The following is a 13,699-nucleotide window of genomic DNA, read 5'->3' on the forward strand; positions in this document are numbered from 1 at the left end:
GCTAGGCTAAAGATAGAAAACGACCATAAAAAGGAGGTTCCACCATGACACAAGAATGGTTTGAAAGTGCCGATCTTGAGAAGAAATCACCTCAGACAAAATCAGAAATCCAGCCCAACGAGCCTGAGACTTCAGAAACTGTGGAGACCGAACTACAAGTAAGCCAAGAAACATCTGTCTCACCTAAAGAGTCGGAAACGCATGAGGAGGAAACTCCCGAAATGACTGAGGAAACCCAAACCGAGGAAGAGGGAGAAGGGAAAACTGAAGAGGAACACAAGCAAGAAAACCCTGCAAAAGAGAAAAGTATCCTCAGCAAGGCTTTAGAAAGCCCCTATATCCCAGATATTGACCCTCGTAAAACAGCCAGATTCAAAGAAGAAATCGCACTGTTTTGGACTTGGCTGCTGGATGCTATCCAAGAACCAACTGCCAGCAAGAATACGGACCAAAAGCATCGTTACAGTGTCTTTGCCCTGCTCACCTTGCTGTCGTCAATCAACCTTTTCTTTAGTATCTATCATATCAAGCACCTCTACTACGGCTATATGGCCTCTATTGCCAATAGTTTACCTAACCAGCTCCCACCTTTAGATCTCTTTGCTGGACTTTCTATCTTGGTCGCTAGCGCTCTATTTTACTTTTCCATCATTTTGGGAGGCTTTACTGTCCGACGTGTACTGGACCAGGAGAGCGACTTCACATTCCAAGAAGCTTGCGATCGTTACAGCCGACTCTTTGCTATCCCGCTTGTCTTAACGGCTCTAGCAAGTTTCTTTGCACTTTTTGGCAGCTTGCGATTCGCTGGCATCCTCACTCTTCTAAGCATGACCATCTTTGCCCTTGGCAATCTCTTTGTGATTAGCAAGCCAAGTAAGGCTAGTAGCCTTGACCCATTTTATCGTTTCTTGCTAGCTGTCTTACTTGATGGCGCTATTCTCTTACCCTTCTTCATTGCAGAGCTCGCGCTGACAGTTGACTACCTTCGCATCCTGACATTCTTTTAACCAAAATCCCTGCCATTTGTTAATGACAGGGATTTTTATGTTTACTCTTTTTTTGAACCGTGTCTACTTGACGGCTGCCAATTCCTCAAAATTTTTTCCCAAAATGGCTTGTACTTCTAATTGATTGGCATCTAGTTGCTGATAAAATGCTTCTGGTAGCGACTCTAGGAATCTTGCATAGTCCAAGCGAGCGATGGATTCATAGTCTTCTGCTTTGGACCCATCACCAGAAATCTTCACTAAATCAATCTCCCAAACAAGCTCCTTACCTGCCAGCTGCTCCGTATAAGGCACAGGTACAATGGGTTCTTTTGGCAAAATCGTCTTGACTCCTTGGGCTAGGTGATAGATACCGTGCACCTTGCCTTGAGCATCTGGGTAAAATTTCACACTGGCAAGGTAGGCATCAGAGCCTTGAACCTTCTTGACCAACTCTTCAAAATGTGCCAATCCATCCTCAGCCAAAAAGCTCTCGAGGTATTCCTTGTTGAGATAGATAGGTGACAAGAGCCCTTGGCAATATACTAAACGAACTGCCTTATCCGCTAAATATTGCTTGACCGTTTGTCGGAAATAAGCTTCAAAGTCAAAGTCTTCTAGCCCTTCTACCGCTTCCCCCAACTTGCCAGATAGGGCCTGGAGGAGAGTCTCTACAATCTCCCAGTCTGCTCTAGTAAGAAAATCTGGAATCACCACTTGATAACCTTTTCGACTATCCGCATAGTTCACCTTGAAGAGAAATTGCGACTGGCCTACAATCCCACACTCGATATACTCGAGACGATTGAGGGGCTGACGGAGATAGACCGCATCATAACTGTGTGACTCCAAGCCCTCCACCAAGGCCAAGATGGACTTGGCAGTCAAGACCTCCTGTTGTCCTAGAATACTTTCTTTATTTGGGATAAAAAATGTTTTCGCCATAACTGGCCTCCTTTGAAATCGTTTACATATAGTATAATCTATTTTCCTGAAAGATACAGAAACAAACTTTAGTTTTTTAGATATAAAGCATAGAAAAACAGCCCCTAAGGACTGTTTGATGTTATACAGTAGCGACTTGATCCAAGCTTTCACCGATAGCTGCTAGGCGCTCGATTACTTCTGCTTGTGTCAATTCATTTTCTGAAACATAGCGGTTGCGTGGGTGAACACGACACTCGTGTGAGCATCCACGAAGGTACTTGTCTTCATTTTCTTCTGATGTTAGGATACGACGGTTACAGAAGGGATTTCCACAGTTAACATAGCGTTCACATGGTGTTCCATCAAACCAGTCTTTCCCTACAATGGTAGGGTTGACATGGTTAACATCAACTGCGATACGCTCGTCAAAGACGTACATTTTCCCATCCCAAAGTTCACCTTGGACTTCTGGGTCTTTACCGTAAGTTGCGATTCCTCCGTGCAATTGGCCGACATCTTTATAGCCTTCACGGACCATCCAGCCTGAGAATTTCTCACAGCGAACTCCACCTGTACAGTAAACCACAACACGCTTGTCCATGAATTTTTCCTTGTTGTCACGGACCCATTGTGGCAACTCACGGAAGTTGCGGATGTCTGGACGGATAGCCCCACGGAAATGTCCTAGATCGTACTCATAATCGTTACGTGTGTCAAGAACCACTGTATCTTCGTCAAGAAGGGCTTCTTTGAACTCTTTTGGAGACAAGTAAGCACCTGTTGTTTCAAGTGGGTTGATGTCGTTGTCAAAGTCATTGTCTTCCAAACCAAGGTGGACAATTTCTTTCTTGTAGCGAACAAACATCTTCTTGAAGGCTTGTTCACTTTCTTCGTCAATCTTGAACCAGAGGTCTTCCATACCTGGGAGGCTGTGAACGTAGTCCATGTATTTTTGAGTTGTTTCGTAGTCACCTGAAACAGTCCCGTTAATCCCCTCGTCAGCGACGAGGATACGGCCTTTGAGACCGATTGATTTACAGAAAGCCAAGTGATCTGCCGCAAATTGCTCTGCATTTTCAATTGGAGTATAGAGGTAGTAAAGTAAGACACGAATATCTTTTGCCATAAGATTTGTTCTCTTTTCTATTCTTAAATTTTCAGAATTTTTCATTCAACTATTCTAGTATACCCACTTGAGAAAACGAATGCAATTTATTTGACCGAAAATTATATAGAGAGACCTACCACTGCACTTCATCAGTAACCATAGCGAATCGCAGATAATTCTCTCAATTTTTTGATTTGCTTAGCTTGACTTTCTGACAAACCCAGCTTGTTATCAATCAACACACGTGAGATGTCAACGTTCATTTGGCTCAGAATAAATGGAGTAGAGGTTCCATCGTCCTTTAATCGTTTTTGATAAATCACTAACTGATTTTTCAGGGGAGCAAGTTGAGGCGCAACCTTTATATCTTCCAATAGATGATCAATGATGGTCATCGCTTCACAACGTCTTTCACTTCCTCCAGCAAACCATTTTAATGGTGTCATACTCATTTCCCTCCTGAAATTCGCTTATAAATTGAAAAACTATAATTCCTAACTCTCCAGCCAGTATTTTACCCAAACACCCTATGTAAAAAAGTCAGCAAAAATGGCAAGGTCGCTACAATATTATTGATTACATGCACCGCATAGGAAGGATAAATGCTCTTGGTATAACGGGTCAAACCAGCAAAAATGATTCCAGATGTTGCAAAGACGAAGATATCTAACAGACTAGGCAGGCTTGAAAAATGAGGGAGAGCAAATAAAATAGAAGGAAGAAGCAAATCAAGAGCAAATCTCGAATCTTTAAAAAAGGCGTGTTGCAGTAATCCTCTATAGATTAACTCTTCCATCAGTGGAATCAGAAAGAACAGGGCTATATAGATACCTAGCTCTGCAAAGTTAGTCCCACTATAACCAATCAATACAGCCCAACCTTCAGCAGTTGACTGGACATGTTTAGCTGTCTGAACGTTAAAAGAGATCTGGAGCACTACCACTAATACTATCAAAATCGAATACCAAAGCCATTTTTCTCTTGGAATGCGAAAGAGATAGCCGTGCCCTGTCTTAACCAGAATCCAAATCATGACTCCGCTAAATAGCAAACTCAAGATATTTTGAATCCAGAAGAAATTGCCAATCTGGGAAGAAAATTGCCAATAGTTTTGGACAATAAGCGTCAGCTGGGAAAGGCCAAATACGAAAAATAGGTAAGAGAAGACAGCACTCATTTTGAAAAGAAGACGATATTTTTTCATAATAAATCCTCTATAGATGTATGTGTATCACATCGCATAAACCCTCAGAACCACTCTTTTCATTTTTACATCCTAAAAATCACTACCTCCCCTAGAGAACTAAGGAAGGCAGTGATCACATTTTTAGGAATTAGGAATGAATACACGAAATCAATCGATCTTATGATTTTTTGTTTTTCAAGAATTCGTCATATTGTTTTTGCATTTCGTTCAATACTTTTTCGTAGGCACCTTCAGATTTCAATTTTTCCATCAATTCTGGAATAGCTTTATCTGGGTCTACAGTACCAGTGTTGATAGCTGTATCGAATTGTTGCATTGTGTTAGAAATGGCTGAGATTTCAGATTTCACATTGTCAGTGTTAAAGATGAATCCAAGTGCTGGAGATTCTTTAGCTTCTGCCAATTGTTTCTTAGAATCTTCGATTTGTTGATCTGTAACGTTTTCGTTGATGTAAAGAATCCAGTTGTTACCAGTGTTCCATCCACCCATGTGAGTATTTCCTTTGTAGCCATCAAGGACGCGTACACGGTTTTCTTTACCTTCAATTTTTTCCCAGTTCTTGCCTTCTGGACCGTAAACAAGACCGTTCAAGAGTTCTGGGTTCGTGTTCAAGAGGTTCAACACTTCCATTGATTTTTCTTTGTTCTTAGAGTTGTTTGAGATAACAAAGTTGGCAACTTGTGTTGTTTGGTTTTTCTTGATAAAGTTAGTGATTGGTTTGATTTGGATGTCTTTGTTAGCAACGCGTGAGAGCAAGCTGTTACCGTAGTCAGCTGGTCCTACTGTTTCTTCACGAACGAACCAAGTATCTTGTTGAAGGTCAAATGAAGTGTCGCTTGTTGCTACGTCTTTTGGAATGTATCCTTCTTCATAGAATTTGTGAAGAGTCTTCAAGTGTTCTTTGAAACGAGGTACTTCGTAACGGTTTACGATCTTAGTAGTGTCTCCTTCAAGGTCGATAACAAATGGAAGTCCGTTTGGTACTGGGTAGTCAAAGTTATCAGATGGGATAAAGTTCTTCGTAACCGCAAATGGTACTACATCTGGAGCTTTTTCTTTGATTTGTTTCAAGACTGGCTCAAGTGTTTCGTATGAAGTTACACCTGAAATATCGATACCGTATTTAGCAAGAAGAGTTCCGTTGAAGGCAAAGTTTTGAGATGATGCAACGTTAGCTGCAACTGGTACTGCATAGATCTTACCGTTTACAGTGTTCCCTTTGATGTAAGCTGGGTCAAGTGCTTTGTAAAGCTCTGCTCCTTCTTTTTTATACAATTCTGTTAAGTCAGCATAAGCACCTTTTTGAGCATTTACGACATAGTTAGATGCAAATGCGATATCATAGTTTTCACCAGATGATGTGATAACAGACATTTTCTTATCATAGTCACCCCATCCAAGGTATTGGATATCCAATTTAGCACCGACTTTTTCTTCGATGATTTTGTTTGCATTTTCTAGCAATTCATCCAAGTTGTCTGGTTTGTCACCGATTTGGTACATTTTGATTACAGGTTTTTCACCTGAAGCAGTATCAGCAGCTTTTTTGTTATTACCTGTAAGGTTTCCACAAGCAGCAAGACCAGCAGCCAAAGCGACTACGCTAGCAGATGCAAAAGCATATTTTTTCCAGTTTTTCATGATAAAAACTCCTTTTTTTATTTTTAAACTTATAAACGATTTAATGATTTGTAACTTCAGTCACTAAGATGAAGTTGGGAAGGGAGAAACGGTGTTTCTCAACAAGTGCTATTCTTTCACACCACCGATCGTCAACCCTTTAACAAAGTAGCGTTGGAAGAATGGATACAGAATCGCGATTGGAAGGGTTGCAACAACAACCATGGCCATACGACCTGTTTCTTTCGGTAGAGCAACTCCCAGTTGGCCAGATAGGCCGACTGCTTTTGCAATGTAGTCCATATTTTGTTGGATTTGCATAAGCAAATATTGCAATGGATACAAGTTGTCACTCTTGATATAAAGAAGGGCGTTGAACCAGTCGTTCCAGAAACCAAGAGCTGTCAAAAGCGTGATGGTTGCGATACCTGGAAGTGACAATGGCAAACAAATCTGGAAGAAGATCCGAGCTTCACTGGCACCATCGATACGAGCAGATTCGAGAATGGCTTCTGGAATGGTCTTCTTGAAGAAGGAACGCATCAAGATGATGTTGAATGGTGAGAGAAGCATTGGAACAATCAAGGCCCAAACGGTATCACCAAGTTGAAGCAGGCGAGTGACCACGATATAGCCTGGTACCAAACCAGCATTGAACAACATACTGAGAAGAGCGAAAATCGTAAAGAATCTGCGGTACTTAAAGGTTGTCCGTGAGATGGCGTAGGCATAAGTGGTTGTGATGAAGACGTTGGTCACTGTTCCGACTACAGTTACAAAAACTGAGATAAAGAGCGCTTGGAGGATCTTATCTTTAAACTGAGCTAGGAACTGGAATCCATCTACACCAAATTTCGAAGGGAAAAAGCTATATCCATACTGGAGGATGCTCTTTTCATCTGTCACCGAAATGATGATAACGAAGATAAAGGGCAAGATACAAGAAAGAGCGATCAAACCAGAGATAATACTAAAGAAGATATCTGCTTTCTTACTGAAGGAGTGAATGCCGACATTATCGATTTTTTCTTTTTTAATTTTCTTTTCTGCCATATTCTCCTCCTTTCTAGAACAAAGCTGAGTTTGGATCGACTCGTCTTGCAAGCAAGTTTGATAGGATAACCAGAATCAAACCGACTACGGATTGGTAAAGACCGGCTGCTGAAGCCATACCGATATCTGCTGTCTGAGTCAAACCATTAAAGACATACACGTCCAAAACGTTGGTTACATTGTAGAGCTGACCAGCATTGTGTGGGATTTGATAGAAGAGACCGAAGTCTGCACGGAAGATATTTCCGACTGCAAGGATGGTCAAGACTGTCACAAGTGGAGTCAACTGAGGAATGGTTACGTTGCGAATGCGTTGCCACTTGCTAGCCCCGTCCACTGTTGCTGCTTCGTAGTAGGTTGGGTCAATTCCCATGATTGTCGCATAGTACATGACACTGCTATATCCAAAGCCTTTCCAAATACCTAGGAAAAGGAGAAGGTATGGCCAAATGCCTAAGTCAGCGTAGAAGTTGACTTCCTTCATGCCAATGGATGTTAGGAAATGGTTGAAGACCCCTTTGTCAATGTTTAGGAAGGCATCTGTAAAGAAACTGATGATAACCCATGACAGGAAGTAAGGGAACAACATAGACGTTTGGAAAATTTTAACCATTCTCTTAGAGCGGAGCTCGCTGAGGATGATGGCAATCCCTACTGATACAATCAAACCGATAAAGATAAAGCCAAGATTGTAGAGAACGGTATTTCGAGTGATGATAAAGGCATCTTTTGAACTGAACAAGAATCTGAAATTATCTAACCCGACCCATTTACTATTCACAATACTATCTATGAAACCATTACTGGTCATATGGTAGTCTTTAAAGGCGACCACATTCCCAAATACTGGAATGTAAAAGAATAGAATCAACCAGAGTGCCCCTGGTAAAACCATCAAGAGAAAGATCCAGTTATCTCTCAAGGTCTTTGAAAACTTTTTCATAATTTCCTCCCTTTTTATTCCTAAAAACTGATTTCATCGAATTTTTAGGTTTGATAACGATTACATTATTAGTATACTCCTATTTGAAGGTCAGGTTAAACTACTAATTATAGAAAAAACTCCACAAATTATTTTTTGTGGAGAAGTTTTTTATAAGAAATAGGTTTCACGAGAAACACTCTGAACAAGGGACACTGTTCTTGTTTTTATACTCAATGAAAATCAAAGAGCAAACTAGGAAGCTAGCCACAGGCTGCTCAAAGCACTGCTTTGAGGTTGCAGATAAAACTGACGAAGTCAGTAACATCTATACGGCAAGGCGAAGCTGACGTGGTTTGAAGAGATTTTCGAAGAGTATTAAGTCGTATAAATCGTCGATGCGGTCGCAATAGTGTGCCACTGATTGGCTGTAGTTGCTGCGAAATCCTTGTCTGCGTAGAAATCAGTAAATGGTAGGATTTCAACTTCTAGCTCGTCGATGCGATCAATCTGACCTGCCAGATAAGCCTCGATGCGACTTTCTGCTCGTTTGATACGTTGCAAGAGTCCGCCCATACGGATATCGACTGTATCCAAGCCAAAGACCTTGTTTTCTTTCAACCATTGGTGGCTAAAGAGAGCATGGAAGTGTTCAATCTCGCTTCTGAGTTTTGGTAATTCTTCTCTGGCGATTTGCTGCAAGCTGACTTTGTCATCGACTTTATAAGTTTCACGAATGCGTCGTCCAACATCTACTTTACTGCTTAAAATCTGGTTCAATTGAGCCTGAGTTTCAAAGAGATAAGAGTAGGCACCAGCTTTTTCTTTGATAGCAGCAAGGGTCACAGCAGCCTGAGCGAAGTGCGGTTTGTCCTGTTCAGGTGTCATGTGTCTGTCAAGAATCGGACAGAGAACATCCTGATAAAAGACATAGCGGTTGGGATTGATACCACTGAGATTGCCTGGCAAGTCTGGCAAGAGATTGGCAAGGTCAATCTGCATAAAGTCCTCAACTGATAGACCCGTATTGGTCTTGAAGTGAGCAGACAAACGATCTAGGTCATTGCGGTAGCTGAGTTCTGCCCAGATTTGCAGACTTGGTAGGATAGAGAACTGTGCAGTTTCCCCACCGTTATCCCCCCAACCCGTCACGATGACTTCTTTGATATCATTGGCGCGGCAGGCTTTGTTGGCTTCTACAGCAATGAGACGGCTGAAATGGTTGTTGGGTGTGAAACCGATCCACTTCCAAGCTCCGCCTGCAAAGGCAAGGTCTTGGCTAATCTTGTGGTGGTTGCGGAAATTGCGATTGTACTTTTCTTCGCTGTCTTGATAATAATCCCAGTAAACCAAGGTCACACGGTCTTTTAGACGGTCTAGGTAGACATGCGTTTCCTCTGGAATCTCCACATCACGGTCGTACTGACCATCCGCTGACATGAGTTTGAAGAACATATCGCTCCACATCTGGCAGTGGAAACCATACTTGTCAGCAATATCCAGCACGCGCTCTAAGTGTTGACACATGAGAAGACTACGGTCTACAACACCATTCAAGATGAGGTAGCGTCCCAAACCAACCAAGTGGGCTTCATCCATCCCGATATTGACCTTGCGAGTCTGCAGTTTAGACAAAGTAGCAAACATCCCATCAATCAGGTCATAAACCTTTTCTTCGCCGATAAGGAGAATGTCCTCCACATCACGGAGTTCCTGCACTTCTTTGACCCCCCATTTGACAAAGGCTGACAAGTGGGCCAAGGTCTGGATGCAGGGCACAAAGGTCATGTCAAACTGTTGGGCATAGGCTTCGATTTCCTGCAACTCTTCTGCTGAATAAGCCCCGCGGAAGTAACCAAAATAAGGCTGCCCCTCAATCTGGTAGGTATCTTCCATGTAGAGCTCGAAGGTTGAGTAACCCATGAGAGCCAAGACTTCAATCATCTGTTTGGCAGAAGCCACATTCAAAACTGCATTGCGAGAACAGTCTGCCATGTAGGCTAAATCTTCATAAGCCGCCTGCTCCTCAATCGCTACCTTATCACCTTCTACTAGAGCTGTTGCTAGCACTGACAAGGCGCGGTAGAGTTGGTGAGGTTTGCGATAGGTTAGTTGATAGTGTCCACCTTGACCTATAATCGAGATAGACGTTTGGTCAGACTGAGCGACTGCAACTTCCACATCTGGTAAAGAGATATGTTTTGTCAGCAAGTCGATTGCCTGAGTTTGTTTAGGACTAAGTCCTGTAAAAACTACCATTGGTTTTCCTCCTGTAGCCAGTTGACAAGGGCACCGTAGAGATTGGCGTCTGCGTGATAGGTGCAGGCCTGGATAACTGGTGCGACCGTGTATTCTTCGTAGGTTTCGACAAATTCATCGACAGCTTTTTTGACACCTTGGATAAAGTCTGGATTCTGACTGATGGAGCCTCCCAGACTAATGACATCTGGGTCGATGAGATACTGGATATTAAGCAAACCTTGAGCCAAATTACGGTTCATACGCAAAATGGCTTCTTGACAAAGAACATTGCCAGCTGCGGCCTCTTGGTAAATCTTGCGTCCGTCCCAGTCAGTCTGACCAGATTTTTCAATCACGTATCGCACCATATTTCCAGTTGACGCTAGTTGCGACCAGTTGTTGAGCTTTTCCGCAGGCTCGATAGTTGTCATGTAGCCAAACTCTCCTCCCAAGCCGTGGCGACCTCGGTGAAGTTTGCCATTGATAATCATGGCACCGCCAATTCCTGTCCCAATCACGACACAGGCTGCATTTTCAATCTCTGGGTGAGCCAGCAGTTCACTAAGTCCAACACAGTTGGCATCATTTTCTAGATGGACGGGGAGTTGATGATGAGCAAGAGCTTCATACCAAGAAAAGCCATGGATGTAAGGGACGGCACTGATGCCCTCAATCACACCTGTTTCTTGATTGACCGCGCCTGGAACACTCATAGCAATGCCCTTATAATCTTGTTCTGCCAAGCGTTGGTCTAGCCAAGCTAGTAAATCCTCCAAACTTTCTGGCGTCGGAATACTTGTCTTATCTAGTATTTTTCCATCAGGAGTCAGACTGGCAAACTTAATCCCAGTCCCTCCGATATCAATGGTTGCAATGGTCATTGTTCTTCCCATAAAAAGGGGCGACTCAGTAGTTCATCCTAACTCTTTCGCCCCTCCTTTCTATCTCATAGTATTCTTTAAAACTGTTAAATGTCTTCTTTTTTGATCAATTCTGTACGAATTTCTTGTGGTGCTAAGAGTCCTGAATGAACTGGATATGGTCGTTCAAGCAAGTCCAGAATGGTTTGTTGCTGTTCTGATATACGCACATTTTCTTGACTCATATTGTAGTAACGAAGTACATATCCTTCTTCATTTTCAGCTACCTTAAAGGCTGTTGGGCAGACTTGTGGTAAGCTGAGTGCCGCATGACTCAAGAGGCTACCAGTCGCAGCAACACTTCCTTCTTGTTTAGCAACTTGAAGACTAGTGAATGGTGTTTGGAAGGCTTTGGCACGACGGAAAGCGGAGAAGCGTTCCCCTGCTTGGTGGCATTCAAGAGCAAACTCGACTTCAAACTCACGCAAGCACTGAGCCTCTGGTGTTGGGAAGTAACCCCAGTCACCTAGCTCACCTGAGGCACGAAGAATGGTCACTGCAATGGTTTCGTCTCCAAGGATTTCATACTCGTGCAATCCTTTATTGGCCACCGTCACCCCTTTTTCATCGTCATACAGACTGACGAAGGCTTGTTGGTGTTGAGGATTTTCAGGATTTTCCCAAGAAGCAGCTGGTTTGTTTGGTCGTGTCACCACCTCATAAATGCTTTCCGAATCATTGCTTGGACGCGTATTATGAGTCTTGACCAAGAGACGGATACGGTGGTCCTTGGCTGTGTTAGTAAAGCGAGTCTTGAAGCGGATTTGTGGATTGTCAACAAAGACGGTCATCTCTGTTTCAAGAGGAAGGGTTGTTAGTTCATCTGAGCGTCCAGCTTCACGCGTCATAAACTCTATGATGCCTCTTTGTTCCGCATCCAGTTTTTCGTCTGCACTTACTGGAATTGTCAATTCATGCTTGAGTAAGATCTTGGCAAAACGAGCTGTATTTTCCAAGACCTCATAGCCCTTAAGCTCTGCATAGATAGGCTCTGTTCCTTTTGGTTGGAAATAGATGTACTCATTTCCGATGTCACCACGGTCTTCAAAACGAAGAACATCCTCATAAGCTTCATGAGTTGTCTTGTCGTAGACTGTGATATTTTCATCCACACTGACCGTTACAAATGGCGTATCAATCACTCCGTTTTGGTAAATACCGTCACGGTGTTCTTGTTCTCCTTCGAGCAATTGGAAGGTTGTCCAAGAAAGTGGTGCCAGATGAACAGGGACTGTCACGCGCACTTGTCGAGCGATACGAGCCTGACGGAACTTGTCTTTTGGCAAATCATACTCAAAGTTAGCTCCCAGATCTTCGATTTTCGCTTCTACAGCATGCCCTTCCAAGTCTTCGACACGGTAGCTTGGCAAGGTCAAAGCTGCCATCTTCTTATAGCCTTCTGTTGGGTGCAATTCCTTGAAATCACAAGTCGCCACATCAATCACGGTGCTGACCGTATCAACCTTGTCATGCAAACCTGTGTTAATGACAGTAAAGAGATGGTCGCTTTGCGCTTCGTGAGTTGCAATTTTGCCCTTCCACTCATTGAGAAGATTGGTCTTAACGAAGTTTCCAACTTGGTTGACCTTGGCAAAACGCGTTTCCATCTCACGGTGAACTTCGTCAATACTACAGCCACAGATACTATCATGTGGCGCATTTTGTAGAAGGACTTTCCAAGCATAAGTCAACTGATCCTTATGGTTGTGCCCACCAGTGATGACAGTCAATGGCTCCACTACTTGTTCTAGGAGGTTGCTATTTTCTTGGAAAGCTTGTTTGAGGTAAATACGGGATGAAGAAGTGTTAGCAAGTGTATACCAACCGTCTGTTTCTTGACTGGTCAACTCACCCGTAACGGTAGATAGTTGCTCAGGTAGAGCACTTTCTACTGCATGGACATAGTCATCAAATGAACTATGAACAAAAGTCACATCTGGGAAGAGTTCATTGGCCACACGAATGGCTTCGCTCAGATTTCGCTGTACAGGCTGGTGGTCACATCCGTTCATCATCAACCATTGGTTGGTCGAAGCGTAGTCACGCACGTCTGACAATTTTTGTTTCCAGAAAGTTAGGGCCTCGTCCTTATCAACTGGGATTTCATTCCCGTTACTGTACCAGTTGGCAAAGAGGATACCGAGGACGCGGCTTCCGTCCGCACCCTGCCAGTACATTTCTGAAAACTGGGAAGTAAACTGCTCATCTTCGAGAACTTGGTTGTCAAATCCAATCGGCTTCACACCACGCCCAAAGGCTGCCACGTGAATGCCTGATTTCTGAAGGATTTGAGGAGCTTGTCCCATATTTCCAAAGGTATCTGGGAAGTAACCAATCTGAGTGGATTTGCCCCATTTTGCACATTCTGCTTGACCAATCAAGGTATTGCGGACGTTGGCTTCACTTGAAATCAAGTAATCATCCTGCAAGATGTAAAAGGGACCAATTTTGAGTTTGCCTTCGTCAATGTAACCTTGGACTTTGTCGCGATTTTCAGGGCGAATTTCCAAATAGTCATCCAGGACAATGGTTTGTCCATCCAAGTGGAAACTCTTAAACTCAGGGTCATTTTCAAAGAGATCAAAAAGATTGTCAAACAACTCCACCAACTGCATACGGTGGCTTTCAAAAGGTAAGTACCACTCACGGTCCCAGTGACTATGTGAGATAATATGTACAACAACATTTTCCATGAAGTAAAACCTCATTCTAAA

11 protein-coding genes are annotated in these 13,699 nt (G+C 43.0%); 1 reads left to right on the forward strand and 10 read right to left on the reverse strand.

Features of this window, described 5'->3' with window-relative positions:
• The first annotated feature begins 44 nt into the window (after positions 1–44).
• Positions 45–1,007, forward strand: a complete 963-nt coding sequence (locus tag EL140_RS09130) for a DUF6574 domain-containing protein (protein WP_000191330.1) — start codon at positions 45–47, stop codon at positions 1,005–1,007.
• Positions 1,008–1,070: 63 nt separating this feature from the next.
• On the opposite strand, the gene EL140_RS09135 is transcribed toward EL140_RS09130, so the two are convergent.
• From EL140_RS09135 to EL140_RS09180, 10 genes are all read right to left on the reverse strand, one after another.
• Entirely contained in the window at positions 1,071–1,931 is an 861-nt protein-coding gene (locus EL140_RS09135; RefSeq protein WP_001140329.1) for a DUF4299 family protein, read from the reverse strand.
• A 121-nt stretch (positions 1,932–2,052) separates the two neighbouring features.
• Positions 2,053–3,039 carry an oxygen-dependent tRNA uridine(34) hydroxylase TrhO gene (gene trhO / locus EL140_RS09140; RefSeq protein WP_001030023.1) on the reverse strand — a complete coding sequence of 329 codons (987 nt, stop codon included), beginning with the start codon at positions 3,037–3,039 and terminating at the stop codon, positions 2,053–2,055.
• A 131-nt stretch (positions 3,040–3,170) separates the two neighbouring features.
• Entirely contained in the window at positions 3,171–3,467 is a 297-nt protein-coding gene (locus tag EL140_RS09145) for a bacteriocin immunity protein (protein ID WP_000188106.1), read from the reverse strand.
• A 68-nt stretch (positions 3,468–3,535) separates the two neighbouring features.
• Positions 3,536–4,225 carry a CPBP family intramembrane glutamic endopeptidase gene (locus tag EL140_RS09150; RefSeq protein ID WP_000760779.1) on the reverse strand — a complete coding sequence of 230 codons (690 nt, stop codon included), beginning with the start codon at positions 4,223–4,225 and terminating at the stop codon, positions 3,536–3,538.
• 160 nt (positions 4,226–4,385) lie between these two features.
• On the reverse strand, positions 4,386–5,870 hold the full coding sequence (locus EL140_RS09155) for an ABC transporter substrate-binding protein (protein ID WP_000800393.1): 1,485 nt from the start codon (positions 5,868–5,870) through the stop codon (positions 4,386–4,388).
• 108 nt (positions 5,871–5,978) lie between these two features.
• The gene (locus EL140_RS09160; protein ID WP_000818344.1) at positions 5,979–6,902 is read right to left on the reverse strand and encodes a carbohydrate ABC transporter permease; all 924 of its coding nucleotides are present in this window, start codon (positions 6,900–6,902) and stop codon (positions 5,979–5,981) included.
• Between the two features lie 13 nt (positions 6,903–6,915).
• Positions 6,916–7,845, reverse strand: coding sequence for an ABC transporter permease (locus EL140_RS09165; protein ID WP_000714584.1), 930 nt, complete (start codon positions 7,843–7,845; stop codon positions 6,916–6,918).
• Positions 7,846–8,202: 357 nt separating this feature from the next.
• The gene (locus tag EL140_RS09170; RefSeq protein ID WP_000259997.1) at positions 8,203–10,083 is read right to left on the reverse strand and encodes a beta-N-acetylhexosaminidase; all 1,881 of its coding nucleotides are present in this window, start codon (positions 10,081–10,083) and stop codon (positions 8,203–8,205) included.
• Complete coding sequence (locus tag EL140_RS09175) at positions 10,077–10,946, reverse strand: ROK family protein (RefSeq protein WP_002875296.1); 870 nt, start codon at positions 10,944–10,946, stop codon at positions 10,077–10,079. The genes EL140_RS09170 and EL140_RS09175 overlap by 7 nt, the downstream gene beginning before the upstream one ends.
• An 86-nt stretch (positions 10,947–11,032) precedes the next feature.
• Positions 11,033–13,678 carry an alpha-mannosidase gene (locus tag EL140_RS09180; RefSeq protein WP_000432720.1) on the reverse strand — a complete coding sequence of 882 codons (2,646 nt, stop codon included), beginning with the start codon at positions 13,676–13,678 and terminating at the stop codon, positions 11,033–11,035.
• Between the last annotated feature and the right edge of the window lie 21 nt (positions 13,679–13,699).

Origin of the sequence: Streptococcus oralis ATCC 35037 (genome assembly GCF_900637025.1) — a bacterium.
Lineage (GTDB): Bacteria > Bacillota > Bacilli > Lactobacillales > Streptococcaceae > Streptococcus > Streptococcus oralis.